Here is a 26,255-nt window from a genome sequence, read left to right on the forward strand (position 1 = left end):
AGGAAGGTTGTTCTCTAGAGGGGGGCGCCCTCCCTTTCCCCCCCCCCCCCCCCCCCCCCCCCCCCCCCCCCCCCCCCACCCCCACGCGGGCCCGCACTCAGTCCACGGCGCGGACGGCCGGCAGGCCCAGCTCGACCGGGCCCGCGGCCTTCTTGCAGGAGTCGTGGCAGGCCTTCTCCAGGCTGCAGCACAGCGAACAGATCGCGCCCTGGTGGAAGGGGCAGCCGGCCATGTCGGGCCGTTCGAAGTCGGTCGCGCAGACGGAGCAGGCCAGGGTGGCCGCCGAGGGCAGCCCGTCGGTTCCGAGCAGCGGCTCGTCCAGGACGTCCGCGCGGGCGATGTAGTACCTGCCCTTGGTCAGCACGGCGAACAGCGGCGAGAGCGCCATGGCCAGGAACAGCGCGATGAACGGGGAGAAGGCCTTGCCATAGGCGCCGAAGGCGTCGAAGTACGCGGCGATGGACACGGCCGAGGCGATCAGCATGGAGCCGAAGCCGACCGGGTTGAAGTGGTGGAGGTGGGCCCGCTTGAACTCGATGTACGACGGGCTCAGCTTCAGCGGCTTGTTGATGACCAGGTCGGCGACGACCGCGCCGATCCAGGCGATCGCCACGTTGGAGTAGAAGCCGAGGACGGTGTTGAGGAAGCCGAAGACGCCGCCCTCCATCAGGGCCAGGGCGATGCCCACGTTGAGGAAGATGTAGACGACGCGACCGGGGTGACGGTGGGTCAGCCGGGAGAAGAAGTTCGACCAGGACAGTGAACCGGAGTACGCGTTCGTCGAGTTGATCTTCACCTGGGACAGGATGACGAAGAAGGTGGCCAGTCCCAGGGCGACGGGCGCGGCGAAGGTCCGCAGCCCGTGGACGTACTGCTGGATCGGCTCGTTGGCCTTGGCCAGTCCCACGCTTCCGGCGATGAAGAAGGCGAGGAAGGCACCGCCGATCTGCTTCAGCGCGCCCAGCACCACCCAGCCGGGTCCGGCGCCGAGGACCGCGGCCCACCACTGCCTGCCGTTGTCGGCCGTCCTGTCGGGCATGAAGCGGAGATAGTCGACCTGTTCCCCGATCTGCGCGATCAGCGACAGGGCGACGCCCGCGCCCGCCCCGACCCCGAGCATGCTGATGCTCGATCCGGTGGGCGAGTCACCCGCGAAGTGCGTGAACTCCGCGAACTTCCCCGGCTCCTGGATCGCGATGGACACGAACGGCGCGACCATCAGGACGAGCCAGACCGGTTGCGTCCACACCTGCATCTTGGACAGGGCCGTCATGCCGTAGACGACGAGCGGCAGGATGATCAGCGAGCAGATGACATAGCCGACGGCGAGCGGTATGTGCAGGCCCAGTTCGAGGGCCTGTGCCATGATCGAGCCTTCGAGGGCGAAGAAGATGAAGGTGAAGCTCGCGTAGATGACCGAGGTCAGCGTCGAGCCCAGATACCCGAATCCGGCGCCCCGGGTCAGCAGGTCCATGTCGATCGAGTACTTCGCCGAGTAGTACGAGATCGGGATGCCGGTGAGGAAGATGACCACCGCCGCGGTCAGGATCGCCACCATGGCGCTGGAGAAGCCGTGGGAGACGGCGATCGAGCCGCCGATGGCGAAGTCCGCGAGATAGGCGATGCCGCCGAGGGCCGTGGTGGCCACGACGTACGGCGTCCAGCGGCGGAAGGACTTGGGCGCGTAGCGCAGCGAGTAGTCCTCCAGCGTGTCGTTCCGGGTCCACCCGTTGTACGTACGGCTGCCCGGGGAGGACGGCGGGGCTGGCGGCGCCTGCTTGTGGACGGTCTCCGTCACGGCTGCTCCCTCTTCCTGCGGTCCGCCCCGGTGGGTGCCGAGGCGTTGCAGGGAAGGTTCGCGCCACGCCGTTGCTCCGCCGTTTCGCCTGCTTTACGGCGGTGGACACGATGAGGGGGATCGCCGCTCGTCATGGCGCGGACGCCGACTGCGCCTGCTGCCCTTTGCAGAACCGGTCCCGCCCTACGGCGAGCTGGAGTTGCCTCTGACAGGGGCTGCACCCGCGTACCGGACGACGGCCGCCATCGGCGCCTGTTCCACCCCGCACGCCCGCCCGGGAAGCCGCGTCGGCGGCGTGGCGCGTGCGGCGCCGGAGCCGTCCGCGGTGAGGATGGCGAGTGGGAGCAGCCGGCTGGGAGGTGGGTATGACGGTGAACCGTGTCGGCCTGGTGGTGCACGGCGGCCGTGCCGAGGCCGCGGCCGCCGCGCGGGTGGTGCGCGAGTGGTGCGCGGAGCACGCCGTGGGATGCGCGGACATCGACGTGTGGCAGGAAGGGGCGCGGCACAGTGCCCGCGAGGAGGTCGACTCGGCGGGCGATCCCGACCTCATCGTCACCCTCGGCGGGGACGGCACCTTTCTGCGCGGCGCACGGCTGGCGGCCGAGAACGACGCCCTGGTCCTCGGCGTCGACCTCGGCCGCGTCGGCTTCCTCACCGAGGTCCCGGCATCGGCGGTGCGCGCGGCGCTGGACGCGGTCCGGTCCGAGCGGATCACGGTGGAGAGCCGGATGCTCCTCACCATGCGGGCGTCCTGCCGGCTGGAGGTGCCCGCCCAGATGGAGGCGCTGCTGCGGTACGGCCGCGGGCCGATGCTGCCGCCGCCCCGGGTGCGTGGGGAGTGCGAGACGGGCGGCGAGTGGGGCGTCGCGCTGGACGTCACCGCGCTCAACGACGTCGTCGTGGAGAAGCTCGCCAGGGACCGGCAGGTGTCGGTCGGTGTCTATCTGGCCGGCCGGCTCCTGGCCAGCTACTCCGCCGACGCGCTGCTGGTGGCCACGCCCACGGGCTCCACCGCGTACAGCTTCGCCGCCGGCGGCCCGGTGGTCTCGCCGCGCGCGGAGGCCCTCGTCTTCACGCCGGTCGCCCCGCACATGGTGTTCAACCGCTCGGTCGTGGCCGCCCCCGACGAGCCCGTCGCGCTGCGGATCCTCGAACGGTCGGGCGAGGCCGCCGTCAGCATCGACGGCCAGTTGCGCGGTGTGCTGAGCCCCGGGGACTGGATCGGCGTGTACGCCGCGCCGCGCCGGCTGAAGGCGGTCCGGCTGGGCCCGATGGACTTCTACGGCCGGCTGCGCGAGCGGATGAACCTCACCGATGCCCCCGCCGCACTCGCCGACGGGGAAGCCGCGCCGCTGTGGCCGGTGACCACACCCCCACCGGGCGACCTGGCCCACCTCGCGCTGCCTCCGGCTCCCGAGGACGGGCGCCGGCTGTCCTGAGACCCGGCGGCCGACGCGTGTGAGGTCGACGGTCTCGGATGCAGGGCCAGGTCCGCGGATGCGGACGAGTGCCGACAGCATGAGCGCGCCGGCCGCGACGGGCAGCGGCGTACGGCCCCAGCCGTACGCCGCTCTGCCAGGACGGGTCAGTCCGTCGAGGACGCCTCTCGCCTCGGCAGCTTCCAGTTCGGTCGCGGGAAGTGGCAGGTGTAGCCGTTGGGGTAGCGCTCCAGGTAGTCCTGGTGCTCGGGCTCCGCCTCCCAGAAGTCGCCCACGGGCTCCACCTCCGTGACCACCTTGCCCGGCCACAGCCCGCTCGCCTCCACGTCCGCGATCGTGTCCACGGCGACGCGGTGCTGCTCCTCGTCGCCGTAGAAGATGGCGGACCGGTAGCTGCGCCCGATGTCGTTGCCCTGGCGGTCCCGCGTGGTCGGGTCGTGGATCTGGAAGAAGAACTCCAGGATGTCGCGGTAGCTCGTCACCGTGGGATCGAAGAGGATCTCGATGGCCTCGGCGTGGTCGCCGTGATCGCGGTACGTGGCGTTCGGCGTGTCACCGCCGCTGTAGCCGACGCGCGTGGACACCACGCCCGGCTGCTTGCGGATCAGGTCCTGCATGCCCCAGAAACAACCGCCCGCCAGGACGGCCCGCTCGGTTCCCACGGTCATCGGTCACTCCCTGAAGCTCCAGCCCGGCGCGGTCGTCGACGCGCCGGTTCGATGGTCACCCAGCCTAATACGGCCCGCGCGCGACCGACTTTCACCTCCCTCGGCGCGCAGTCCCAGGCACCGGAAGTCCACGTGCACGACTTGGTCTAGTCCTCTTGACGAGGTGACTCACCGGCGCTTTGGTATGTACCAACTCGCTCGCACGGCACCAACCCACCACCTCCACGCCCGAGGCATCCCCGGAAGGGGTCCTGTCATGCACCTGGCAAGATTTGCGGCTTCCGCATGCGCGCTCGCGCTCGCGGCCACCGGCGCCGTCGTCGCCCTGGCACCGGCCGGCAGCGCCGCGGCGGCGAGCAGCGTCTACTCCGTGGCTCCTTACGTCGACATGTCCAACAGTCAGGAAGGACTCCTCGACACCGCCATCACCGGACACCAACTCAAGGCCTACACGGCGGCGTTCGTGCTCGGCGAAGGCTGCAACCAGATCTGGGGCGACACCCTCCCCATCGGCAACGACTCCTATACCGACCCCGAGCTGGCCAGGGCGAAGTCCGAGGGCGCCTCCGTCATCATTTCCTCCGGCGGGGCGAGCGGCGAACCGCTCGCCTGGACCTGCTCCACCCAGAGCAGCATCGACGCCGGATACCAGGCCCTCATCAACGACTACGGCGTCACCCGGCTCGACTTCGACGTCGAGGGCGCCGCCGTCGCGGACACCGCGGCCGCGGCCCGCCAGATGCAGGCGATGAAGGATCTCAAGGCGTCCAACCCCGGCCTGCAGTTCTCCATGACCCTGCCGGTACTGACCAGCGGCCTGACCAACGACGGCGTCAACGTCCTCAAGGCCGCCAAGACCGCGGACATCAAGATCGACGTGGTCAACGTCATGGCCATGGACTACTACGCCGGAACGGGCACCGAGATGGGCCAGGGCGCGATCGACGCGGCCAGGGCCACGCTGGCGCAGATGCAGTCCGTCGACTCCGGTTACACCTACGCCAACCTCGGGATCACCCCGATGATCGGCAAGAACGACGACGGTTCGACGTTCACCCTGGCCGACGCCCGGACGGTGGAGAACTTCGCCGCGCAGAACGGCGTCGGACGGCTCGCCTTCTGGTCCGTCAACCGGGACCAGCCGTGCAGCGGAAGCGCCAACTCGCTGCCCACGTGCAGCGAGATCAGCCAGAACAGCCTCGCGTTCACGGACGCGTTCGTGCCGTACGAAGGCAGCTCGGGTGGCGGCGGAGGCACGACGAGTGACTTCTCCCTGTCCCTGTCGCCGGGCTCCGCCTCGGTCGCTCAGGGCGGTTCGGCGACCGCGACCGTCACCACGGCCGTCACCTCCGGAAGCGCCGAATCCGTCAGCTTCTCCGCCTCGGGCGCGCCCTCCGGGGTCAGTGTCTCCTTCAGCCCCGCGTCCGTGACGTCCGGCGGCACCTCGACGCTGACGGCGACGGCCGGCTCGTCCGTGGCCGCGGGCACCTACCCGATCACCGTCACCGGCAGCGCGGCCGGCGGCAGCCACAGCGCGACCTACACGCTCACCGTCACCTCCAGCGGAGGCGGAGGCGGTGGGGGCTCCCTGACCAACGCCGGCTTCGAAACCGGCAGCCTGAGCCCCTGGACCTGCACGGGCGGCAGCACGGTGGTCGCCGGCCCGGTCCACAGCGGCAGCCACGCCCTCCAGGTCACCCCGAGCTCCAGCGGCACCGGCGAGTGCGACCAGACCGTCACCCTGTCCCCCAACCACAGCTACACGCTCACCGGCTGGGTCCAGGGCCCCTACGCCTACATCGGGGTCAGCGGCGGCGCCGGGGCCAGCACCTGGTCGAACAACACGAGTTGGAACCAACTGGCGGTCAACTTCACCACGGGCAGCAGCGGAACGGTCACCGTGTACGTCCACGGCTGGTACGGCCAGGGCAACGTGTACGCCGACGACTTCACCCTCGGCTAGGCATCACCCACCCCCGACTGCACGTGCCCGGTATACGCTCCGGCACATGCCCGATCCCGCCGTGTCCTTCTTCTCCGGCCGTGACGGTGTGCGCCTCGCCTACCGGGAGACGGGTGAGGGCCGCCCGCTGGTCCTGCTGCACGGCTTCACCGGAGACGCGACGCTGTGGCTGCTCCACGGCCAGGCCGAGGCACTCGCGGCGGCCGGTCACCGCGTGATCATGCCGGACTTCCGCGGGCACGGCAGGAGCGCCAAGCCCCATGACTCCGCCTCATGTCCCCCGGACGTACTGGCCGATGACGGCTTCGCTCTCGTCGAGCACCTCGGACTGAGCGAGTACGACCTCGGGGGATATTCGCTCGGCGCACGCATCGTGGTGAGGATGCTGGTGCGCGGCGCGGCACCCGGCCGGGCCGTGGTCGCGGGCCAGGGCCTGCGCCAGGTGCTCGGCACCGGCGGCGGGGCGGGCGCGGCCCTGCGGCCGGTCCTCACCGGCTGGGGGACGTCCGAGCCGGGATCGCCGGAGGAACGCTCCGAACGGTGGCTCCGCTCGACCGGCGCGGCCCCGGTCGCGCTCCTGCACGTCCTGGACTCCCTCGTCGCCACGCCGGCCGAGCAGCTCGGCCGGATCGAGGTGCCGACACTCGTCGCGGTGGGCGCCGACGACGAACGCGCCGCCTCGGCCGACGAGCTGGTCAGGGTCCTGCCGCACGCCACCGGCGCCGTGGTGCCCGGAAATCACTGGACGGCGGCCGGGGCTCCGGAACTGGTCGCGGCGATGGTGGACTTCCTCGCCGAGCACCGGTGAGCGCCCTTCGCGTCGGGATGTTCACGAGCCGGCCCGTCGGGGGCTACTGTGCGCCGTACACGGGCTGCGGGGGCTTCGTCCCGGCGAGTAGTTTCAGGGTTGCCTCGCCCGCCTCCGTCGGGGTCCAGCGGGCGCCCTTGTCGGTGGTGGGGCCCGGGTGCCAGCCCTCCATGACGGTGATGCGGCCGCCCTCGGACTCGAAGACCCGGCCCGTGACCCCGGCGGAGGCGGCGGAGCCGAGCCAGACCACGAGCGGGGAGACGTTCTCCGGGGCCATGGTGTCGAAGCCGCCGTCCTGCGGGGCGGCCATGGTGTCGGCGAAGGTCCGCTCCGTCATCCGGGTCCGCGCGGCCGGGGCGATGGCGTTGACCTGGACGCCGTAGCGGCCCAGTTCGGCGGCGGCGACCAAGGTCAGGCCGACGATCCCGGCCTTGGCGGCGGAGTAGTTGCCCTGGCCGACGCTGCCCAGCAGCCCCGCTCCGGAGCTGGTGTTGATCACACGGGCCTCGGGCGTGCGGCCCGCCTTCGCCTCGGCACGCCAGTGTGCGGCGGCGTGCCTGAGCGGCAGGAAGTGGCCCTTGAGGTGGACCCGTACGACCGCGTCCCAGTCGTCCTCGTCGAGGTTGACGAGCATGCGGTCCCGCAGGAACCCGGCATTGTTGACCAGCGTGTCCAGGCGGCCGTAGGTCTCCAGGGCGGTGGCGACGAGGGCGGCCGCGCCTTCGGTGGTGGCGATGTCGCCGCCGTGCGCGACCGCCTCGCCGCCGAGCGCGCGGATCTCGTCCACGACCTGCTGAGCCGGTCCGCCGGTCCCGCCCGTGCCGTCGAGGCCGACACCGAGGTCGTTGACGACCACCTTGGCTCCCTCGGCGGCGAAGGCGAGGGCGTGGGCGCGGCCCAGGCCGCGGCCCGCACCGGTGATCACGGCCACGCGGCCGGTGCACAGTCCGGTCATGAGGGAAAGTCCTTTCGTCGAATCTGGCAGGACCCGCTACTTGTTGACGCCGGCCGCGTCGAGGAACGCGGGGCGCTCCCCTCCGCCGTGGACGTGCAGGCTCGCCCCGCTGATGTAGCCGGCCCGCTCGGAGGCGAGGAAGACACAGGCGTCGCCGATGTCGGCGGGCGCGGCGAGGCGGCCGAGCGGGACGGTGCGGCCGACGGCGGCGATGCCGTCCTCGTCCCCGTAGTGCAGGTGCGACAGTTCGGTGCGGACCATGCCGGGGACGACCGTGTTGACCCGCACCCGCGGCGCCCATTCCACGGCCATGGAGCGGGCGAGACTGTCCAGCCCGGCCTTGGCCGCACCGTACGCCGCGGTGCCCGGTGACGGGCGGGTTCCGCTGACGCTGCCGATCATCACGATGCAGCCGCCACTGTGCTGACCGCGCATCACCTCGTACGCGGCGAGTGACGCGGTGAGGGGGGCGAGGAGGTTGAGCTCCACAACCCGGGCGTGCCGTCCGGCGCCGCCCTCGCCGAGCAGCCGGAAGGGGGTGCCCCCGGCGTTGTTGACGAGGGTGTCGAGGCGGCCGTACTCCCTCCGCAGCCGCTCGAAGAAGGCGCCGGCCGAGTCGGGGTCGCGCAGGTCGACAGGGAGGAAGCGGGCCGTGCGGCCGGCCGCCTCGACCGGCTCTTCCGGGGGTCGGCGCGCGCAGGTCACGACGTCGGCGCCGGCCTCCAGGAACGCCCGGGCGATGCCGGCGCCGACGCCCCGGGTTCCGCCGGTGACCACCGTGACGCGTCCGGTGAGATCGATGACCGCCGCCAAAGGACACCTCCCGCAGCGCGCACTCCGCTGCTACCTTCTCGCCTAACAAACGTTTGGTGGAAAGGTAGCTGATCTGCTCATGGGTGTCTCCACCTCCGTCCCCGAAGAAGGCATCGCCGTCGTCACCGTGGACTTCCCGCCGGTCAACGCCCTTCCCGTGCACGGCTGGTACGAACTGGCCACCTGCGTGCGCGCCGCCGGCGCCGACCCGAAGGTCCGGTGCGCGGTGCTCACTGCCGAGGGCCGCGGCTTCAACGCCGGCGTCGACATCAAGGAGATGCAGCGCACGGCCGGGCACGCGGCCCTCGTCGGCGCCAACCGCGGCTGCTCCGAGGCGTTCGCCGCCGTGTACGAATGCGAGGTCCCGGTGGTCGCCGCAGTACAGGGCTTCTGTCTGGGCGGCGGCATCGGGCTGGCCGGAAACGCCGACGCGATCGTGGCCGCCGACGACGCGGTGTTCGGCCTGCCCGAGCTGGACCGGGGTGCCCTCGGCGCGGCCACCCATCTCGCCCGGCTGGTGCCCCAGCACCTGATGCGGGCCCTGTACTACACCTCCCGCACCGTCACCGCCGAGGAGCTGCACCGGCACGGCTCGGTGTGGCGGGTGGTCCCACGTCCCCAACTTCACACGGCGGCAATGGAGTTGGCGCGGGAGATCGCCGCCAAGGACGGGTCCCTGATCCGGCTGGCCAAGGCGGCGATCAACGGCATCGACCCGGTCGACGTGCGCCGCAGCTACCGGTTCGAGCAGGGCTTCACCTTCGAGGCCAATCTCAGCGGCGTCGCCGACCGAGTCCGCGCCGCCTTCGGCAAGGACCGGGATTCCATCGGCACGGACCGGGAGCAGCAGTCGTGAGCAGGGACAAGACGATGACCGCCGAGGAGGTCGTCGACCGGCTGGACAGCGGCATGACGATCGGTATCGGCGGCTGGGGTTCGCGACGCAAGCCGATGGCACTGGTGCGGGCGCTGCTGCGCTCGGACGTCACCGATCTGACCGTCGTCTCCTACGGCGGCCCGGACGTCGGCCTGCTCGCCGCCGCGGGAAGGATCCGCACGCTGGTCGCGGCCTTCGCCACCCTGGACTCCATTCCCCTGGAGCCGCACTTCACGGCGGCACGGCAGCGCGGCGCGCTGGAACTGGTGGAGCTGGACGAGGCCATGTTCATGTGGGGACTGACGGCGGCCGCGCACCGGCTGCCCTTCATGCCGGTCCGGGCCGGTCTCGGATCCGACGTGATGACGGTGAACCCCCGCTTGCGGACGGTGCGTTCGCCGTACGAGGACGGCGAGGAACTCGTCGCCGTCCCGGCCCTGCGCCTGGACGCCGCACTGGTGCACCTCAACCGGGCGGACGTGCACGGCAACGCGCAGTATCTGGGCCCGGATCCCTACTTCGACGACCTGTTCTGCGAGGCCGCCGACGCCGCGTACGTCTCCTGCGAGCGGATCGTGGACAGCGCCGACCTGCTCAAGGACGTCGGGCCGCAGACCCTGCTGGTCAAGCGCGCGTTCGTGACCGGCGTCGTGGAGACACCGCACGGCGCCCACTTCACCTCCTGCGTCCCCGACCACGACCGCGACGAGGCGTTCCAGCGGGCCTACGCACGGGCCGCCCGCGACCCGGAGGCCTGGCGGGCCTTCGCCGAGCGGTTCCTGTCCGGCGACGAGGACGCGTACCAGGCCGCGGTGGCGGCGTTCCACGAGGAGGGCGCGGCAGATGAGTGACACCCGTACGGCGACGCGCGCCGAGTACTGTGTGCTGGCCTGCGCCGAGGTCTGGCGCGGTGCGGGGGAGATACTGGCGAGCCCGATGGGCACCGTCCCGACGATCGGGGCCCGGCTGGCGAAGCTGACCTTCTCCCCCGATCTGCTGCTGACCGACGGCGAGGCACTGCTGATCGGTGACGTCCCGGCGGTCGGCGCCAAGGCCGAGGTGGTCGAGGGCTGGCTGCCGTACCGGCAGCATCTGGCCCTGGTCGCGACCGGGCGGCGACATGTGATGATGGGCGCGAGTCAGCTCGACCGGTACGGCAACCAGAACATCTCCTGCATCGGCGACTGGGCGAGGCCCACCCGGCAGCTGCTGGGCGTGCGCGGCGCCCCCGCCAACACCCTCAACAATCCGACCAGTTACTGGGTGCCACGACACTCGAAGCGGGTGTTCGTCGAGCGGGTGGACATGGTCTGCGGCGTCGGCCACGACCGTGCCGCCGCGGCCGGGCCCTCCGCAACCCGCCACCACCGCATCGCGGATGTCGTCACCGACCTCGGCGTCCTCGACTTCCGGACGCCCGACCGGACGATGCGACTGCGCTCCCTGCACCCCGGGGTCACGGTCGAGCAGGTCACCGAGGCCACCGGCTTCGCGCTCACCGTCCCGGACGAGGTGCCGTACACCCGGGACCCCACCCCCGCAGAACTGCGGCTGATCCGTGAGGTCATCGATCCGAAGGCGCGGCGCGACCGCGAGGTGTCCGCGTGACCGACTTCGCGATCGCCACCCCGCTGACCGAGCTCGTCGGTGTGCGGCACCCCATCGTGCAGACCGGCATGGGCTGGGTGGCCGGTCCGCGGCTGGTGTCGGCCACCGCCGAGGCGGGCGCGCTCGGGATCCTCGCCTCGGCCACCATGACGACCGAGCAGCTCCGCGCGGCCGTCCGCGAGGTCAGGTCCCGTACCGACGCGCCCTTCGGGGTCAATCTGCGGGCGGACGCCTCGGACGCGGCCGAGCGGGTGCGGATCATCATCGAGGAGGGGGTGCGGGTCGCCTCGTTCGCGCTCGCGCCCTCGCGGGAACTGATCGCCCGGCTCAAGGACGCCGGCGTGGTCGTCATCCCGTCCATCGGCGCCCGGCGGCACGCGGAGAAGGTCGCCGCGTGGGGCGCCGACGCGGTGGTGGTGCAGGGCGGGGAGGGCGGCGGGCACACCGGGAAGGTCGCCACCACCGTTCTGCTTCCCCAGGTGGTCGACGCGGTCGGCATCCCGGTCGTCGCGGCCGGCGGCTTCCACGACGGCCGCGGACTGGTCGCCGCCCTCGCCTACGGTGCCGCCGGGATCGCCATGGGCACCCGCTTCCTGCTCACCTCCGACAGCACCGTCCCCGACGCGGTCAAGGCCCGGTATCTGGCGGCCACGGTGGACGACGTCACCGTCACGACCGAGGTCGACGGACTCCCCCACCGGATGCTGCGCACCGAGCTGGTCGACTCCCTCGAGCGCTCGGGCCGGGCGACCGCACTGCTGCGCGCCGTACGTCACGCGGCGTCCTTCAAGGCGCTGTCCGGCATGAGCTGGGCGCGGATGATCCGCGACGGCCTGGCGATGAGGCACGGCAAGGACCTGACGTGGAGTCAGGTCCTGTTGGCCGCCAACACCCCCATGCTGCTCAGGGCGTCGATGGTCGAGGGCCGGACCGACCTCGGCGTGATGGCCTCCGGTCAGGTCGCCGGCCTGATCGACGATCTGCCGTCCTGTGCCGAACTCGTCGGCCGGATCATGACGGAGGCCCGGGCCACGCTCCGTGGACTGCCGCCGGCCGAGTAGCGGCCTCCCCGGCGTCAGAGCCGCTCGACGATGGTGACGTTGGCCTGGCCGCCGCCCTCGCACATGGTCTGCAGGCCGTAGCGTCCGCCGGTGCGTTCCAGTTCGTGCAGCAGCGTGGTCATGAGCTTGGTGCCGGTGGCGCCCAGAGGGTGGCCGAGGGCGATGGCGCCGCCGTTGACGTTGATCTTCTCCGGGTCGGCGCCGGTCTCCTTCAGCCAGGCGAGCACGACGGAGGCGAAGGCCTCGTTGATCTCCACGAGGTCGATCTCGTCGAGGGTCATCCCGGCCTTCTTCAGCGCGTACGCCGTGGCCGGGATCGGTGCGGACAACATCCGGATGGGGTCCTCGCCGCGCACCGACAGATGGTGGATGCGGGCTCGGGGCGTCAGACCGTGCTCCCGTACGGCTCGTTCGCTCGCGATCAGCAGGGCGGAGGCGCCGTCGGAGACCTGGGAGGAGACGGCCGCGGTCAGTCGCCCGCCGTCGACCACCGGTTTCAGGGCCGCCATCTTCTCCAGTGTGGTGTCGCGCCGGGGGCCCTCGTCGGTGGTCACGTCGCCGTAGGGGACGAGTTCGCGGTCGAAGCGGCCCTCGTCGATCGCGCGGACGGCCCGCTGGTGGGAGCGCAGCGCGAACTCCTCCATGTCCCGGCGGGAGATGCCCCACTTCTCGGCGATCATCTCGGCGCCGGCGAACTGGTTGACCGGCCGGTCGCCGTAGCGGGCCCGCCAGCCCTCGGAGCCGGCGTAGGGGCCCTGGGTGAGCCCGAGGGGTTCGGCGGCCTGGCGGGTGGCGAAGGCGATCGGGATCATCGACATGTTCTGCACACCGCCCGCGACCACCAGGTCCTGGGTGCCCGAGAGCACACCCTGCGCGGCGAAGTGCAGGGCCTGCTGGGAGGAACCGCACTGGCGGTCCACCGTCACTCCCGGCACCTCCTCGGGCAGTCCGGCGGCCAGCCAGCAGGTGCGGGCGATGTCGCCGGCCTGCGGGCCGACGGTGTCCAGGCAGCCGAGGACGACGTCCTCGACGGCGGCCGGGTCGACTCCCGAGCGCTCCATCAGCGCCGTCAGCGCATGGGCGCCGAGATCGGCCGGGTGGACGGACGCGAGTCCGCCGCCGCGCCTGCCGACCGGCGTGCGGACCGCTTCGACGATGTACGCCTCGGCCATGGCCACTCCTTGGGGATCAGTGCGGGGGATCAGTGATGTCTGCGATGTCAGGGGAAACGCGGCCGGCTCACCAGGCACTCGGACCCCGCCGGCAGAGGGCGCCCGCGGGTCTCAGGCGTGCTGGCTACTGACGGACAGGACCTCGCCGGTCAGGTACGAGGAGTAGCCGCTGGCCAGGAAGACGATGACGTTGGCCACCTCCCACGGCTCGGCCCAACGGCCGAACGCCTCGCGGGCGGTCAGTTCCTCCAGCAGTTCCGGTGTGGTGACCTTCACCAGGTGGGGGTGCATGGCGAGGCTGGGCGAGACGGCGTTGACCCGCACGCCGTACTCCGCGGCCTCCACGGCGGCGCAGCGGGTGAGGGCCATGACCCCGGCCTTGGCGGCAGCGTAGTGCGCCTGGCCCTGCTGCGCCCGCCAGCCGATCACCGAGGCGTTGTTGACGACGACGCCCCCGGCGCCCGCCGCCTTCATCCGGCGCAGCGCGGCGCGGGTGCAGCGGAAGGTGCCGGTGAGGGTGACGTCGAGGACCTCGTCCCACTGCTCGTCGGTCATCTCGACCAGGTCGGCGGTGCCACCGAGTCCGGCGTTGTTGACGACGACGTCCAGGCGCCCGTGCCGCTCCGCCACGAAGTCGAAGAGCGCGGCGACCTGCTCCTCGTCGGTGACGTCGCAGGGCACTGCCGCGACGCGGTCCGCGCCGAACTCCGCGGCCAGCGCCGATTCCGACTCCTTGAGCCTGCGGGCGTGGGCGTCGGAGAGCACGACGCGGGCGCCTTCCTCCAGCAGCCGGCGGGCGGTCGCACCGCCGATACCGGCGCCCGCGGCGGCGGTGACCACGGCGGTACGGCCCTGCAGCAGGGCGTGCCCTGGGACGTAGGGCGGCGGCGGCGTGGTCACGGGCGGGCCTCCTTCGGCAGGCCGGGGACGCGCTCGACGGGTCTCGACGGCTGACGGGCCGTTAGATTAACCTACCAAACACTTGTTAGGGAAGGAGGGCGGATGGCCACTGCCCGCACCGCGCCCACGGAGCCCGCCAAGTGGGCCGGGAACCAGGCCGAGGACCTGCGTGTCAAGGAGGCAGGCAGCTGATGGACCTCGACTTCTCCGCCGCTGACGACGCCTTCCGCGCCGAGGCTCGCGCCTGGCTCGCCCGACATGTGCCCGGCACCCCGCTGCCCTCGCTGGAGACGGCGGAGGGGTTCGCGGCCCACCGCGACTGGGAGCGCGCCCTGTTCGCCGACCGCTGGTCGGTGGTCTCCTGGCCCGAGGAGTACGGCGGCCGGGGCGCCTCGATCCTGCAGTGGCTGATCTTCGAGGAGGAGTACTACGCGGCCGGTGCGCCCGGCCGGGTCAGCCAGAACGGCATCAACCTCCTCGCGCCCACCCTCTTCGAGCACGGGACGCCGGAGCAGTGCGCGCGCGTCCTGCCGCCCATGGCGAGCGGCGAGGTCGTCTGGGCCCAGGCCTGGTCCGAGCCGGAAGCCGGCTCCGACCTCGCCTCGCTGCGCTCCACGGCCGTACGCACCAAGGGCGGCTGGCGCCTGAGCGGCCAGAAGACCTGGTCGTCGCGGGCGGCGTTCGCCGACCGCGCCTTCGGGCTGTTCCGCAGCGACCCGGACGCCGACCGGCCGCACCGGGGCCTGACGTACCTGATGTTCCCGCTGGACGCGGAGGGAGTGACGGTGCGGCCGATCGGGCGGCTCGACGGCAAGCCCGCCTTCGCCGAACTCTTCCTGGACGAGGTGTTCGTGCCCGACGAGGACGTCATCGGCGAGCCCGGACAGGGCTGGCGGATCGCGATGAGCACGGCGGGCAACGAGCGCGGGCTCACCCTGCGCAGCCCCGGCCGGTTCACGGCCGCCGCCGACCGGCTGACCCGGCTGTGGCACGAGCACGCCGACCCGTCCGACACCGCCCTGCGCGACCGGGTCGCCGACGCGGTGATCGGGGCCCGCGCCTACCGGCTGTTCGCCTACGCAGCCGCCTCGCGCCTGGTGGCGGGAGGTTCGATCGAGGCGGAGTCGAGCCTCAACAAGGTGTTCTGGTCCGAACTGGACATCGCCCTGCACGAGACCGCCCTAGATCTCCTCGGCCCCTACGGCGATCTCGCCGACCACGCCGCCGACGCTCCCGCGCACGGCGGCTGGGCCGAGGGATACGTCTTCTCGCTCGCCGGTCCCATCTACGCGGGCACGAACGAGATCCAGCGCGACATCATCGCCGAGCGGCTGCTCGGCCTGCCGAAGGGACGCCGGTGATGCGCTTCCTCCTCGACGCCGAGCAGCGCGACTTCGCCCGCTCGCTGGACGCCATGCTGACGGCGGCGGGCACGCCGGACGTCGTACGATCCTGGGCAGCCGGGGACACCGGACCGGGCCGCGCGCTGTGGACCAGGCTGGCCGAGGCCGGAGTGTTCGCGCTCGGGACACCGGAGCGGTACGACGGCCTGGGCGCACATCCGGTCGAACTGGTCGTGTCGTTCGTGGAGTTGGGCCGCCACGCGGTGCCGGGCCCGCTGGCGGAGTCGGTCGCGGCGGCGGCCCTCCTGGACCGTCTGGGCGACGCGACGACGGCCGCAGCATGGCTGCCGGGGATCGCCGCCGGCAAGGTCGTCGCCTCGGTGTGCCTGCTCTCCCCCGACAGCCCCTACGCCCTGGACGCGGAGGCCGCCGACGCGGTGTTCGTCGTCGAGCGCGACGTCCTGCGCCTGGCCGAGGCGCATGGTCCGGTACAGCACTCGCTCGATCCGGCCCGGCGGCCGGCCCGCCCGCTCGGCGGCGCCGTGCTGGCCCAGGGGCCGGCCGTCGCCGCCGCGGCCGCGCACGCCGCCGAGGTCGCGGCGCTCACCACGGCGGCGCAGGCCCTCGGACTGGGCCGCGCCCTGCTGGAGCGGACCGTCGAACACGCCCGGCAGCGCCGCCAGTTCGGGGTCGCCATCGGCTCCTTCCAGGCGGTCAAGCACCGGCTGGCCGACTCGCTGATCGCCCTGGAGTTCGCCCAACCACTGCTCCACGCGGCCGCGTTGGCGATGGAGCGGGGCGACGCCGGATGCGGGCGGGAGATCGCCGCGGCGAAGGTCTCCGCCTGCGAGGCCGCGTATGCCGCGGCGCGCACCGCCCTACAGGTGCACGGCGCCCTCGGCTACACCGAGGAACTGGACCTGTCCCTGTGGATCCGCAAGGCTCGTGCGCTGCGGACCTCCTGGGGGACTCCATCGGCCTGTCGAGCCCGGGTACTCGCGTCAGCGCCGGTCACGCCGTAGGGGTCGCCGCCCGGGAGGGCACGGAAGCGTGCGAGCGCGTCGTTCCATGCCATCGATCCGGTCTTCCGGACCGCACCCGGCAGCGGGCAGCTGTCGCGAAGGTGTCGGCCGGCGACGGTTCAGTGGTTGGGTGCCGCCGTGCTGATCTCCGCCAGCGCCGAGTGCGGATCTTCGACGGCCGCCAGGTCACCGAGGCTGACGACCCCGACCGGACAGCCGCCGTGTTCCACGACGGGGAGCCGGCGCAGGCCGTGCCGGCGCATCAGCTCGACCGCGTGGTCCGTGGTGTCCTCGGGGGTCAGGGTGAACAACGGCGGCCGGCTGCACACCTTGCCGACCGCGGTGGTGTGCGGGTCCAGTCCCGCGGCGAGCGTCCGCACCACGATGTCGCGGTCGGTGAGCACACCGAACAGATCGCAGTCGTAGGCGACCAGGACGTCACCGATGTCGTGGTCCCGCATGAGAAGCGCCGCCCGTTCCACCGTGGTCATGGGCTCCACCGCCACCGCGCCGGGCGACATGACGTCACGTATCCGCCGTGTCATCGGGCACCTCCCGGATCCGAAATGGTGAGGCGTACGGCCTCGCCCGCCCGCGTAGCCAGGGACGGCTCGGGCAAACCGGCTTTTCCGTCGCCCGCCGCTCACGTTTCCCGGCGGACCGGGGCCGCACCCGCTCCCGCTCCCGCGGCGAGCGCCGAGGAGCCGGCGTGGCGCCGCCGGGCCCGGCGAGTGAGGATGGAAGCCGAGGGGGTCGCAGAAGGGATCACGGCGGCCATGGTGGGTGACATCAGCGACGAGCTGCGGGCACGGCGCGAGGGCGAGAACGGTCACCGCTCGATGCCGCACACGGCCGACACCCGTCTGCAGGCCTGGGGCACGACCCGGGAACAGTGCCTGACCGAGGCCGTACGCGCCATGGTCGAGGCCTTCGCCGATGTCTCCGAGGCGCACCCGGCCACCATGGAACGGGTCCGTCTCGCCCCCGGCGACGACGCGGATCTGCTGGTCGCGCTGCTGGAGGAGGTGATCTACCGGCTGGAGGTGGCGGGCCGGATCCCCGTCGACGTGGAAGCGGAGCCCACCTACGACGGTGGACTGGCGGTACGGCTGTCGCTGGCCGACCTCGCGGACGTCACCGTCATCGGTGCCGCACCCAAGGGTGTCTCCTGGCAGGAGTTGCACATCGGTCCGGACGCGTACGGATGGTCCTGCACGGTGATCGTGGACGTCTGACCGCACACGCGCACCCCTGTCGCACGGGCACCCGCCGGCCACCGGCGTCAGCCCTTCACCACCCCGAGCGGCACCAGCCGGGCGACCTTCCGGCACAGCCCCGCCCCCTCGCTCGCGGCGACGACCGCGTCGACGTCCTTGTACGCCTCCGGCGTCTCCTCCGTCAGGCCGCGCCAGGACTTCGGGCGCGCGGCGATGCCGGCGTTGCGCAGCCGCGCCCGCAGCTCACTGCCGGTGATGCTGCGCGCGGCCTGATGACGGCTCATGGTGCGGCCCGCGCCATGGCAGGTGGAGTGGAAGGCGTCGCCCTCGGACACGCCGGTCAGCACGTACGACGCTGTGCCGAGGGTGCCGGGGATCAGCACCGGCTGCCCGAACTCCCGTATGTCCTCGGGTAGTTCGGGATGCCCGGGCGGGAAGGCACGAGTGGCGCCCTTGCGGTGCACGCACAGCCGCCGCCGCTGACCGTCCACCGGATGGGTCTCGATCTTGGCGAGGTTGTGGGAGACGTCGTACACCAGCGTCAGGCCGGTACCGGCGGTGCGCCGGAACACGCCGCGTGCCGCGTCGGACAGCAACTGCCGGTTCGCCCGGCCGTAGTTGGCGGCAGCGGCCATGGCCCCGAGATAGTCCTGCCCCTCGGGCGAGTCGACCGGCGTACAGGCGAGCTGCCGGTCGGGCACGGAGATGCCGTAGCGAGCCATGGCGCGGTCCATGAGCCGCACGTGGTCGGTGCAGATCTGGTGCCCCAGACCACGCGAGCCGCAGTGGATCATGACGCACACCTGGCCCGGCCCGATCCCGAAGGCGGCGGCGGCCGGGCCGTCGTACACCTCGGCGACCTGCTGCACCTCCAGGAAGTGGTTGGCGGAGCCCAGGCTGCCCACCTGGCCGAGGCCACGCTCCCGGGCCCGCTGCCCGACCTGGGTCACGTCCGCGTCGGCGACCGCACCGCCGTCCTCGCAGCGCAGCAGGTCGCGTTCTTCCCCGTGGCCCTGTTCCACGGCGTAGCGGGAGCCGCCGTCCAGAAGCCGCTCCAGCTCTCCGGGGCCGGTGAGGCGCCACACGCCGCCGGGACCGGCCCCGCGCGGAATAGCCCGGTCCAGGCCGTCCATCACCGCGGTCAGCGCGGGCCGGAGCGTGTCGGCGTCGCAGTCGGCGGCCAGCAGCCGCACCCCGCAGGAGATGTCGAAGCCGACGCCGCCCGGCGAGACCACCCCGCCGGCCTCCACGTCGGTGGCGGCGACACCGCCGATGGGGAAGCCGTACCCCCAGTGGATGTCCGGCATGGCGTACGAGGCGGCGACGATGCCGGGCAGCGTGGCCACGTGCACCACCTGCTCCAGGGACTGCTCGGCATCCGCGAGCAGCTCCCGCGACGCGAACACGACCCCGGGCACCCGCATGCCCGCGTGCGGCTCGATGCGGTAGCGGAAGGAACGTTCCTCGACCAACTCCATCGCGGTCTCCGCTCCGGCTCGGCGCGCCCTCGGGGTCACTGCCCCTGCAGCGCGGCGAGCACGTCGTCGTCGGTCAGCTGCTCGAAGTCCTCGTACCACTCCCCCACGGCCAGGAAGACGGTCGGCCGCTGCAGGCACAGCACCTCGTCGGCCTCGCCGCGTAGCAGTTCGGCCGCCTGCGGCGAGCACACCGGCACCGCCAGCACCACCCGCTCCGGCGACTGCCGGCGCAGCCAGCGCAGCGCCGCCCGCGCGGTCGCCCCGGTGGCCACCCCGTCGTCCACCAGGATCACGGTGCGGTCCCGCAGTTCCGGCGCGGGACGGCCCTGCCGGTACCGCTCCTCCCGGCGGTGCAGCTCCGCCCGCTCGCGCTCGACCACGTCGTCCAGCGCCGCCTCGTTCAGGCCGAGTTCGTCCAGGGTCCGCTCGTCGAACAGCGGAGGGTCGTCACCCGCGAGTGCCCCGACGCCCAGCTCCTCCTGGAACGGCGCGCCGATCTTGCGTGCGACCAGCACGTCGAGCGGTGCCTCCAGCGCCCGCGCCACCTCCCGGGCCACCGTCACCCCGCCGCGCGGCAGGGCCAGCACGACCGGATGCGTCAGCGCCCCCGCCTCCTGCCGGATGCGCAGCCGCTCGGCCAGCTCCCGGCCGGCATGGACGCGATCATGAAACCGCATGCCCAGTCGACTCCTTCCACACCTGCGCCGTGCTCGTCACCGGGCCACGGCGTGCGGTCGTACGACGGCTCGCGCCCGGCGGGTGCGCCTGCTCGCACTCGGACCACCGGACCGGCACGAGGGCACCTCCCTCCGGCCCCCCGTCGGGTACCCGGGCCTGGGCGCACGACACGGACACACCGACGTGTCCGCGGCGCCGGGCTCGGTGACGAGCGGCAGCGCCCGCGGCGGTGTCCGGCGGCCGCCCGGCGGAGCGACGAGTATGGAACGGAGGAGCTGAGAAATGGCACGCATTCTCGTCGACGGGGACGACCTGGTCGTACACCTGTCGTGGTGGCAGCGGGTGGCCGCCCGCCGCGGTGATGTGCGGGTGCCGCTGACGGCGGTGTGCCGGGTGACGGTCGAAACCGACTGGTGGCGCGCCCTGCGCGGAGTCCGGCAGCGTGGCACCTGGATTCCCGGCGGCTGGTCCGTCGGCACGCGCGGCCACCCCGGCGGGACGGACTTCGTGGCCCTGCGGCCCGGCCGGCCCGTAGTGGACGTCGAACTGCGGCCCTCGGCTCCCTTCCGGCTCCTCGCGGTGTCCGTGCCGGACGTTGACGAGGCGAGGGCCATGGCTCAGCGGCTCGGCCGGACCGCACCGAGGATCGACACCTCCACCCGCTACCGGCAGCCGGTTCCGGTTGCCGAGGAGACCTCCGAGGGGACCACCCCTCGTGCCCTGCCCATGGCCGCGGAGAGGCATCCGGACGGAAAGCGGGAACGCTGAGCCACGGTCCGGGACGTGGCGGTGCCGGTGCCCAGGTCGTCACCCGCCGCGGAAGGCACGCAGCAGGTGGTCGCGGACGCGGATCACGTCCGGGTTGACCGGCACACCCGGACGCTGGACCAGGTAGCCGGTGTTGATCGGAGGGTCGTCGGGCTCGTGCAGGGGGACGAGGGCCCCGGAGGCCAGCTCACCGGCGCACAGATAGCGGGGCAGCACGGTGAAGCCCGCGCCGGCCACGACCGCGGCCTTCACTCCGCGCAGGTCGGGCACGGTGACGGCGGCGGGGCAGGAGAGCCGGCGACCGAAGACGTGCCGCCAGTAGCGGCGGGCGATGGGCAGATCCTCGGCGTACGTCACCAGCGGAACCGAGTGCAGGGCCGAGGGGCCCTCGGCAGCGAGCGGCCCCTTCAGCCGCTCGGCCCACGCGGGCGCCGCCACCAGCACGAACTCCTCGTCCGCCAGCGGCACCGCGGAGAGCGTACGGCCCCGGGGGCGCAGCGTGGCGATCACCAGGTCGTGGCGGCCCGCCCGCAGCTCGTCGAGCAGCGCGTCGGTCAGCCCGGTCGCCACCCGCAGCCGCACCCCCTCCGCCACGAGTGGCGCCAGCGCCGGCAGCACGCTGGTGCACAGGAACTCGGCGGGACCGGCGAGGTGCACCGGCTCGGCCGTAGGGCCCTCGGCCGCGTCCGGTCCGGCCACGGCGGCGAGCATGTCGAGCCCCGGCGCGACCCGCACCGCCAGCTCGTCGGCCACGGCCGTCGGCGCGACCCCGCGCGGCAGCCGTTCGAACAGCTCCCGTCCCGTCTGCCGCTCCAAGGTCCGCATCTGTGTCGTCACCGTGGGCTGCGACAGCCCCAGCACCTGGGCGGCACCGGTGAACGAACCCGACCGGTACACCGCGAGGAACGTGCGCAGCAGGTTCAGATCGAGATCGGTCACGCAGCAAATGTAGCCATAGAAGTTCCAATGCCTGACATTGGCGTCCTCATTGGAAACAAATGGCTGGGGACCCTACGTTCGAGAGCGATCCATCCGGCTCCTCCCGAAAGAAGCACCATGTCGAAGATCCTCTTCGTGATGACCGGCGTCGACCACTGGACGCTGGCCGACGGCACCAAGCACCCCACCGGCTTCTGGGCCGAGGAGGCCGTCGCCCCGTACGAGGCGTTCAAGGCCGCCGGCCACGAGATCGTCGTCGCCACGCCCGGCGGCGTCGTCCCGACCGTCGACCGCGGCAGCCTCGCGCCCGAGGTCAACGGCGGCCAGGAGGGCGCCGACAGGATCGCCGCCGCCCTCGCCAACATGGCCGAGATCAACAAGCCGATCCGACTGGAGGACGTCCGCCTGGACGACTACGACGCCGTCTTCTACCCCGGCGGCCACGGCCCCATGGAGGACCTCGCCGTCAACGCCGTCTCCGGCAGGCTCCTCGTCGACGCGCTCGGCTCCGGCAAGCCGCTGGGCGTGGTGTGCCACGCCCCGGCCGCGCTGCTCGCCGCCGAGCAGAGCGATGGTTCCAACGCCTTCGCCGGTTACCGGGTGGCCGCGTTCACCAACGCGGAGGAGGCGCAGGCCGGCTTCGCCGACAAGGCCAGGTGGCTGCTGCAGACGCGGCTCGAAGAGGCGGGCGTCGACGTCCAGGTCGGCGAGCCGTGGGCGCCCAACGTGGTGGTCGACCGCAACCTGGTCACCGGGCAGAACCCCGCCTCCTCCGCCCCGCTCGCCGCCGAGCTGCTGAGGAAGCTGGGCTGAACCGTGGGCGTGTCCCGGTCAGCGGTCCAGCAGTAGGTCGCACCGAGGAGACGCGCCCTCCGCCGACCTCACCGCGCGCCCCGCTCGGCCTCGCGGCGGCGCAGTTCCCGGTGGGCGATGGTCCGCTTGTGGACCTCGTCGGGACCGTCCGCCAGGCGCAGGGTGCGCAGATGGGCGTACATGCCGGCGAGGGGGAAGTCGTCGCAGACGCCTGCTCCGCCGTGGACCTGGATGGCGCGGTCGACGACCCTGAGGGCGATGTCCGGAGCGGCCACCTTGATCGCGGCGATCTCCGTCCGCGCCACCTTGTTGCCCACGGTGTCCATCAGATGGGCCGCCTGGAGGGTCAGCAGCCGGGCCATGTCGATCTCGATACGGGCCTCGGCGATCCAGTCCTGGATGTTGGCCCGCTCGGCGAGCGGCGCCCCGAACGTGGTCCGCTCCTGGGCCCGGTCGATCATCAGGTCCAGCGCCCGTTCGGCCATCCCGATGCTGCGCATGCAGTGGTGGATGCGTCCGGGACCCAGCCGGGCCTGACTGATCATGAAGCCGTCGCCCTCACGGGCGAGCAGGGCCGTGGACGGCACCCGCACGTTCTCGAAGAGGACCTCGCCGTGACCTTCCCGGTCCTGGTAGCCGAACACCGGCAGGTTGCGCACCACGGTGATGCCGGGGGTGTCCAGCGGCACGACCATCATGCTCTGCTGACGGTGGCTGGGCGCGTCCGGGTCGGTCTTGCCCATCACGATGAGGACCCTGCAGTTCTTGTGCAGGACGTTGGAGGTCCACCACTTGCGTCCGTCGAGGATGTAGTCGTCGCCGTCACGCCGCATGCGCAGCTGGATGTTGCGTGCGTCGGAACTGGCGACGGCCGGTTCGGTCATGGCGAACGCGGAGGCGATCTCCCCGGCGAGCAGCGGCTTGAGCCACCTCTCCTTGTGCTCCTCGGTCCCGAAGAGCGTCAGCACCTCCATGTTCCCGGTGTCCGGCGCGTTGCAGTTGGTGGCCTCCGGCGCCAGGTGCGGGCTGCGGCCCATGATCTCGGCGAGCGGGGCGTACTCGAGGTTGGTCAGGCCCGGTCCCCATTCGGGATGCGGGTGGAAGAGGTTCCACAGTCCCTGCTTCCTGGCCTCGGCCTTCAGCTCCTCCAGGACGGGCGGGTGGAAGTGCGGATCGCCCGACTGCGCCATCTGCGCCTCGTAGACGGGTTCCGCGGGGTAGATGTGCTCGTCCATGAAGGCCAGCAGCTTCTCCTGGTACGCCTTGGCCCTGTCGGTCGTCTGGAACACCGGTTCACCTCGGTGGGTTCGTGGTTGGGGAACGAAGGAAGGTCACGGCGTCCGCGCGGGCGGGTGCAGTACGGACTTCAGCGCCACGGCCGTCGCGGAGGCGTCCGTGTGCACGATCCCGGCGAGACCCGCGCGCTCAGCCGCGGTGATGTTCTGCTCCAGGTCGTCCACCATCACCGCGTCCCGCGGGCGGACGCCCAGCCGTTCGCAGGCGATCTCGTAGGCCCGGCGCGAGGGTTTGCGGACGCCCACCTCTGCCGAGACGGTGACGGCGTCGAACATGCCCGGCAGGTCGAAGCCGGCGTAGCAGTCGTCGCCGAGCGAGTTGGACAGCAGCCCGACGCGGTATCCGGCCTCCCGCACCTGCGCGACCAGGTCGATCATGGCGCGGTCGGGCTCCATCGCGCTCTGCACCCGGCGTACGATGCCCGGCTCGGCGGGGTCGATCGCCACTCCGTGGGCACGGAGCCGCTCGGCGAAGCCCTGTTCGAACTGCAGCTCGCCGATCCGGCCTTCCTCGTGCGCCACGAGCAGGGCGCCGCTCGCCCGGTCCGTGGCCAACAGGCGCAGCGGCAGCCGTGGGTCGCAGCCCAGGGCGGAGCCCAGCTGCTCGAAGGCCGCGAGCACGCTGGTGGTGAGCACCCCGCCGAAGTCGAACAGGACGGCACTGCGGGTCCCGGGCGACGTGTCCGCGCCCTGGCCGAAGAGATCCGTACTCACGACGAACTCACCTCGACCGTCTCCTCGGCTTGCCGCGGGGTGGTTCGAGTCATCTGCGTGACCTCCTCGTCGCGTCGGTGCGCGGGGCCGGAGCCCCTGTATAGTTGAATCCAACGTCAAGTTCAATACTTACAACACCCTGCCGAACAGGGCTTCTTCGCTCGGCGGGATCAGCCGATTGGCGGTGTGGTGGCACATGACGACGAAGGCTTCACTCGCGGACTGGGAGCGCCTCGAGTCGCGTGATGTCGCGACGAACGGCATCACGCTGCGCGTCTTCGAGTACGGCGAGCACAGGCCCGGAACGCCGCCGGTGGTGCTGTGCCACGGCTTCCCCGAACTCGCCTTCTCCTGGCGGCATCAGGTCTTCGCCCTCGCCGAGGCCGGATACCGGGTCCTCGCACCGGACATGCGTGGTTACGGAGGAAGCTCACGGCCTCAGGACATCGAGGCCTACGACGTGGTGAGCCTGTGCGCCGACCTCGCGGGTCTGCTGGACGACGTGGGCGCCGAGGACGCCGTCTTCGTGGGACACGACTGGGGAGCGAACGTCGTGTGGCACATGGCCTGGCTGCACCCCGGACGGGTACGCGCCGTGGCCGGCATGAGCGTTCCCGCCACGCCGCGCTCCCCCGTCCCGCCGCTGCCTGTTCTTCGTTCGCGGCTGGGCGACGACTTCTACATGGTGTGGTTCCAGGAGCCCGAAGTCGCGGACCGTGCGCTGGCGCGGAACGTCCGCAGGACACTCGTCGCACGGGAGGTCTACTCCGCCGAGTGGGCCTCCCGCGACGAGGCGGAACTCGCGCCCCCGCCGTGGCTCGGCGAGGAAGAGCTGGCCCATTACGTCAGGACGTTCGAGGAGACCGGTTTCACGGGCGGCCTCAACTACTACCGCAACATGGACCGGAACTGGGCGCTGACCCGCGAACTGGAGGGTCGCCCCATCACACAGCCGTCCTTCTTCCTCACCGGCTCCAGGGATCCCGTCGCCCGGTTCATGCCGGCGGACAACCTGGGGAGGATCCTCACCGATCTGCGCGAGCACGTCGTCCTGGAAGGCGCCGGCCACTGGGTCCAGCAGGAGCGCCCCGAGGAGGTCAACGCGGCGCTGCTCCGCTTCCTGGGATCCCTCGACTCGGGGCAGTGAAACGGCTGCCCGGCCGATCCGCCCGGCGGCGACTATCATCGGCTGCCACCTGTATGTGTGCGAACGACGGCGAATGGACTGCATTGGCTTCCCAGGCCCCGGCTCATGACGGCTCCCGGCAACCGCTCGCCCCGCGCAGCCGACGGGGCGAGCGCACGCGCAACGCGCTCATCGCCGCGGCGCGCGAGGTCTTCGAACGCGACGGCTATCTCGACGCCCGGATCACCGACATCACCGCGGCCGCCCATGTCGCCTCCGGCTCGTTCTACACGTACTTCAACGACAAGGAGGATGTCTTCCGCGCGCTCGTGGACATCGTGCAGGAGGAGATGCTCCACCCGCACCTGCGCGAGCGCACCGGCATCACCGACACCCGGCAGCTCATCGACGCGGCCAACCGTGACTATCTGCGCTCGTACAAGAAGAACGCACGCCTGATGGCCCTCTTCGAGCAGGTGGCCCACATCGACGACAACTTCCGGGCGCTGCGCATCGAACGCGGCAACGCCTTCGCGCGACGCAACGCCAAGATGATCCGCGCCCTGCAGGACAGCGGCGAGGCCGACCCCACGCTCGATCCGCTGGTGACAGCCCACGCGCTGTCCGGCATGGTGAGCCGCATGGCCTACAGCGTGTTCGTGCTCGGTCAGCGGATCCCCTTCGAACGGCTGGTGACCACGCTCGACAAGATCTGGGAGAACGCGCTCCAGCTGAAGCCCGCCGGCCGTGACTAGGACCGTCGCCGGGGGCGCCGGCTGCTCGGCGAGGTCCAGCACGGT

Annotated in this window: 26 protein-coding genes; 14 read left to right on the top strand and 12 right to left on the bottom strand. The window is 71.9% G+C overall.

Translation table 11 applies throughout. The features are described 5' to 3' along the window. Positions 1-97: 97 nt before the first annotated feature. The gene (locus tag ACZ418_RS30845; RefSeq protein WP_468369437.1) at positions 98-1,798 is read right to left on the bottom strand and encodes a purine-cytosine permease family protein; all 1,701 of its coding nucleotides are present in this window, start codon (positions 1,796-1,798) and stop codon (positions 98-100) included. Positions 1,799-2,163: 365 nt separating this feature from the next. Here ACZ418_RS30845 and ACZ418_RS30850 point away from each other — a divergent pair, with 365 nt between their 5' ends. Beyond that, positions 2,164-3,237 (top strand): NAD(+)/NADH kinase, encoded by a 1,074-nt coding sequence (locus ACZ418_RS30850; protein WP_468369440.1) that lies wholly within the window; start codon positions 2,164-2,166, stop codon positions 3,235-3,237. A gap of 146 nt (positions 3,238-3,383) precedes the next feature. Here the strand turns inward: ACZ418_RS30850 and msrA are convergent, their stop codons facing one another. Beyond that, positions 3,384-3,905: a peptide-methionine (S)-S-oxide reductase MsrA gene (gene msrA / locus ACZ418_RS30855; RefSeq protein ID WP_468369442.1), complete on the bottom strand. Its 522-nt coding sequence runs from the start codon at positions 3,903-3,905 to the stop codon at positions 3,384-3,386. A gap of 256 nt (positions 3,906-4,161) precedes the next feature. Between msrA and ACZ418_RS30860 the strand changes: the two genes are divergently transcribed. Together ACZ418_RS30860 and ACZ418_RS30865 are read left to right on the top strand one after the other, a co-directional pair. Beyond that, positions 4,162-5,868, top strand: a complete 1,707-nt coding sequence (locus ACZ418_RS30860; protein WP_468369445.1) for a carbohydrate binding domain-containing protein — start codon at positions 4,162-4,164, stop codon at positions 5,866-5,868. A 46-nt stretch (positions 5,869-5,914) separates the two neighbouring features. Continuing rightward, the gene (locus ACZ418_RS30865; protein ID WP_468369447.1) at positions 5,915-6,676 is read left to right on the top strand and encodes an alpha/beta fold hydrolase; all 762 of its coding nucleotides are present in this window, start codon (positions 5,915-5,917) and stop codon (positions 6,674-6,676) included. 43 nt (positions 6,677-6,719) lie between these two features. Here the strand turns inward: ACZ418_RS30865 and ACZ418_RS30870 are convergent, their stop codons facing one another. Continuing rightward, positions 6,720-7,631: an SDR family oxidoreductase gene (locus tag ACZ418_RS30870; protein ID WP_468369450.1), complete on the bottom strand. Its 912-nt coding sequence runs from the start codon at positions 7,629-7,631 to the stop codon at positions 6,720-6,722. Between the two features lie 36 nt (positions 7,632-7,667). Then, positions 7,668-8,444, bottom strand: a complete 777-nt coding sequence (locus ACZ418_RS30875; protein WP_468369453.1) for an SDR family oxidoreductase — start codon at positions 8,442-8,444, stop codon at positions 7,668-7,670. Positions 8,445-8,523: 79 nt separating this feature from the next. On the opposite strand from ACZ418_RS30875, the gene ACZ418_RS30880 reads away from it, so the two are divergent. Genes ACZ418_RS30880 through ACZ418_RS30895 form a run of 4 tightly spaced genes read left to right on the top strand, consistent with a single transcriptional unit; the run spans position 8,524 to position 11,990 of the window. After that, positions 8,524-9,300: an enoyl-CoA hydratase family protein gene (locus tag ACZ418_RS30880; RefSeq protein WP_468369455.1), complete on the top strand. Its 777-nt coding sequence runs from the start codon at positions 8,524-8,526 to the stop codon at positions 9,298-9,300. Positions 9,301-9,314: 14 nt separating this feature from the next. Next, positions 9,315-10,172: a CoA transferase subunit A gene (locus tag ACZ418_RS30885; protein ID WP_468369642.1), complete on the top strand. Its 858-nt coding sequence runs from the start codon at positions 9,315-9,317 to the stop codon at positions 10,170-10,172. Further along, positions 10,165-10,929, top strand: a complete 765-nt coding sequence (locus tag ACZ418_RS30890) for a CoA-transferase subunit beta (RefSeq protein WP_468369456.1) — start codon at positions 10,165-10,167, stop codon at positions 10,927-10,929. The genes ACZ418_RS30885 and ACZ418_RS30890 overlap by 8 nt, the downstream gene beginning before the upstream one ends. Before the next feature lie 11 nt (positions 10,930-10,940). Beyond that, positions 10,941-11,990, top strand: coding sequence for an NAD(P)H-dependent flavin oxidoreductase (locus ACZ418_RS30895; RefSeq protein ID WP_468369644.1), 1,050 nt, complete (start codon positions 10,941-10,943; stop codon positions 11,988-11,990). 14 nt (positions 11,991-12,004) lie between these two features. On the opposite strand, the gene ACZ418_RS30900 is transcribed toward ACZ418_RS30895, so the two are convergent. Continuing rightward, positions 12,005-13,162, bottom strand: a complete 1,158-nt coding sequence (locus tag ACZ418_RS30900; protein ID WP_468369459.1) for an acetyl-CoA C-acetyltransferase — start codon at positions 13,160-13,162, stop codon at positions 12,005-12,007. A gap of 111 nt (positions 13,163-13,273) precedes the next feature. Continuing rightward, positions 13,274-14,062, bottom strand: a complete 789-nt coding sequence (locus ACZ418_RS30905) for an SDR family oxidoreductase (protein ID WP_468369462.1) — start codon at positions 14,060-14,062, stop codon at positions 13,274-13,276. A 191-nt stretch (positions 14,063-14,253) separates the two neighbouring features. Between ACZ418_RS30905 and ACZ418_RS30910 the strand changes: the two genes are divergently transcribed. Then, complete coding sequence (locus tag ACZ418_RS30910) at positions 14,254-15,423, top strand: acyl-CoA dehydrogenase family protein (RefSeq protein ID WP_468369464.1); 1,170 nt, start codon at positions 14,254-14,256, stop codon at positions 15,421-15,423. Next, positions 15,423-16,427, top strand: a complete 1,005-nt coding sequence (locus tag ACZ418_RS30915; RefSeq protein WP_468369466.1) for an acyl-CoA dehydrogenase family protein — start codon at positions 15,423-15,425, stop codon at positions 16,425-16,427. The genes ACZ418_RS30910 and ACZ418_RS30915 overlap by 1 nt, the downstream gene beginning before the upstream one ends. A gap of 119 nt (positions 16,428-16,546) precedes the next feature. Here the strand turns inward: ACZ418_RS30915 and ACZ418_RS30920 are convergent, their stop codons facing one another. After that, the gene (locus tag ACZ418_RS30920; RefSeq protein WP_468369469.1) at positions 16,547-16,972 is read right to left on the bottom strand and encodes a CBS domain-containing protein; all 426 of its coding nucleotides are present in this window, start codon (positions 16,970-16,972) and stop codon (positions 16,547-16,549) included. Positions 16,973-17,203: 231 nt separating this feature from the next. On the opposite strand from ACZ418_RS30920, the gene ACZ418_RS30925 reads away from it, so the two are divergent. Then, on the top strand, positions 17,204-17,662 hold the full coding sequence (locus tag ACZ418_RS30925; protein ID WP_468369472.1) for an archease: 459 nt from the start codon (positions 17,204-17,206) through the stop codon (positions 17,660-17,662). Positions 17,663-17,709: 47 nt separating this feature from the next. Here the strand turns inward: ACZ418_RS30925 and ACZ418_RS30930 are convergent, their stop codons facing one another. Further along, entirely contained in the window at positions 17,710-19,122 is a 1,413-nt protein-coding gene (locus ACZ418_RS30930; RefSeq protein WP_468369474.1) for an RtcB family protein, read from the bottom strand. A gap of 35 nt (positions 19,123-19,157) precedes the next feature. Continuing rightward, positions 19,158-19,799: a phosphoribosyltransferase gene (locus ACZ418_RS30935; protein ID WP_468369477.1), complete on the bottom strand. Its 642-nt coding sequence runs from the start codon at positions 19,797-19,799 to the stop codon at positions 19,158-19,160. A 283-nt stretch (positions 19,800-20,082) separates the two neighbouring features. Here ACZ418_RS30935 and ACZ418_RS30940 point away from each other — a divergent pair, with 283 nt between their 5' ends. Further along, the gene (locus ACZ418_RS30940) at positions 20,083-20,568 is read left to right on the top strand and encodes a hypothetical protein (RefSeq protein ID WP_468369480.1); all 486 of its coding nucleotides are present in this window, start codon (positions 20,083-20,085) and stop codon (positions 20,566-20,568) included. Positions 20,569-20,607: 39 nt separating this feature from the next. Here the strand turns inward: ACZ418_RS30940 and ACZ418_RS30945 are convergent, their stop codons facing one another. Continuing rightward, a complete protein-coding gene (locus tag ACZ418_RS30945) occupies positions 20,608-21,507 on the bottom strand; it encodes a LysR family transcriptional regulator (RefSeq protein WP_468369482.1) in 900 nt (299 codons plus the stop codon). A gap of 117 nt (positions 21,508-21,624) precedes the next feature. On the opposite strand from ACZ418_RS30945, the gene ACZ418_RS30950 reads away from it, so the two are divergent. Continuing rightward, a complete protein-coding gene (locus ACZ418_RS30950; RefSeq protein ID WP_468369483.1) occupies positions 21,625-22,320 on the top strand; it encodes a type 1 glutamine amidotransferase domain-containing protein in 696 nt (231 codons plus the stop codon). A gap of 68 nt (positions 22,321-22,388) precedes the next feature. Here the strand turns inward: ACZ418_RS30950 and ACZ418_RS30955 are convergent, their stop codons facing one another. Further along, a complete protein-coding gene (locus ACZ418_RS30955; RefSeq protein WP_468369486.1) occupies positions 22,389-23,609 on the bottom strand; it encodes an acyl-CoA dehydrogenase family protein in 1,221 nt (406 codons plus the stop codon). A 42-nt stretch (positions 23,610-23,651) separates the two neighbouring features. Further along, the gene (locus ACZ418_RS30960) at positions 23,652-24,329 is read right to left on the bottom strand and encodes an HAD family hydrolase (RefSeq protein ID WP_468369488.1); all 678 of its coding nucleotides are present in this window, start codon (positions 24,327-24,329) and stop codon (positions 23,652-23,654) included. A 196-nt stretch (positions 24,330-24,525) separates the two neighbouring features. On the opposite strand from ACZ418_RS30960, the gene ACZ418_RS30965 reads away from it, so the two are divergent. Both ACZ418_RS30965 and ACZ418_RS30970 read left to right on the top strand, forming a co-directional pair. Next, on the top strand, positions 24,526-25,476 hold the full coding sequence (locus ACZ418_RS30965) for an alpha/beta fold hydrolase (RefSeq protein WP_468369490.1): 951 nt from the start codon (positions 24,526-24,528) through the stop codon (positions 25,474-25,476). Between the two features lie 83 nt (positions 25,477-25,559). After that, a complete protein-coding gene (locus ACZ418_RS30970) occupies positions 25,560-26,210 on the top strand; it encodes a TetR/AcrR family transcriptional regulator (protein WP_468369492.1) in 651 nt (216 codons plus the stop codon). The last annotated feature ends 45 nt before the right edge of the window (positions 26,211-26,255 follow it).

This window comes from Streptomyces sp. NPDC030820, from assembly GCF_055572075.1.

Coding starts and splice junctions, on each gene's coding strand:
- ACZ418_RS30850 (WP_468369440.1), top strand. CDS start 2,164: ATGACGGTGAACCGTGTCGGCCTGGTGGTGCACGGCGGCCGTGCCGAG.
- msrA (WP_468369442.1), bottom strand. CDS start 3,905: ATGACCGTGGGAACCGAGCGGGCCGTCCTGGCGGGCGGTTGTTTCTGG.
- ACZ418_RS30860 (WP_468369445.1), top strand. CDS start 4,162: ATGCACCTGGCAAGATTTGCGGCTTCCGCATGCGCGCTCGCGCTCGCG.
- ACZ418_RS30865 (WP_468369447.1), top strand. CDS start 5,915: ATGCCCGATCCCGCCGTGTCCTTCTTCTCCGGCCGTGACGGTGTGCGC.
- ACZ418_RS30870 (WP_468369450.1), bottom strand. CDS start 7,631: ATGACCGGACTGTGCACCGGCCGCGTGGCCGTGATCACCGGTGCGGGC.
- ACZ418_RS30880 (WP_468369455.1), top strand. CDS start 8,524: ATGGGTGTCTCCACCTCCGTCCCCGAAGAAGGCATCGCCGTCGTCACC.
- ACZ418_RS30885 (WP_468369642.1), top strand. CDS start 9,315: ATGACCGCCGAGGAGGTCGTCGACCGGCTGGACAGCGGCATGACGATC.
- ACZ418_RS30890 (WP_468369456.1), top strand. CDS start 10,165: ATGAGTGACACCCGTACGGCGACGCGCGCCGAGTACTGTGTGCTGGCC.
- ACZ418_RS30900 (WP_468369459.1), bottom strand. CDS start 13,162: ATGGCCGAGGCGTACATCGTCGAAGCGGTCCGCACGCCGGTCGGCAGG.
- ACZ418_RS30910 (WP_468369464.1), top strand. CDS start 14,254: ATGGACCTCGACTTCTCCGCCGCTGACGACGCCTTCCGCGCCGAGGCT.
- ACZ418_RS30915 (WP_468369466.1), top strand. CDS start 15,423: ATGCGCTTCCTCCTCGACGCCGAGCAGCGCGACTTCGCCCGCTCGCTG.
- ACZ418_RS30920 (WP_468369469.1), bottom strand. CDS start 16,972: ATGACACGGCGGATACGTGACGTCATGTCGCCCGGCGCGGTGGCGGTG.
- ACZ418_RS30925 (WP_468369472.1), top strand. CDS start 17,204: ATGGTGGGTGACATCAGCGACGAGCTGCGGGCACGGCGCGAGGGCGAG.
- ACZ418_RS30930 (WP_468369474.1), bottom strand. CDS start 19,122: ATGGAGTTGGTCGAGGAACGTTCCTTCCGCTACCGCATCGAGCCGCAC.
- ACZ418_RS30935 (WP_468369477.1), bottom strand. CDS start 19,799: ATGCGGTTTCATGATCGCGTCCATGCCGGCCGGGAGCTGGCCGAGCGG.
- ACZ418_RS30940 (WP_468369480.1), top strand. CDS start 20,083: ATGGCACGCATTCTCGTCGACGGGGACGACCTGGTCGTACACCTGTCG.
- ACZ418_RS30950 (WP_468369483.1), top strand. CDS start 21,625: ATGTCGAAGATCCTCTTCGTGATGACCGGCGTCGACCACTGGACGCTG.
- ACZ418_RS30965 (WP_468369490.1), top strand. CDS start 24,526: ATGACGACGAAGGCTTCACTCGCGGACTGGGAGCGCCTCGAGTCGCGT.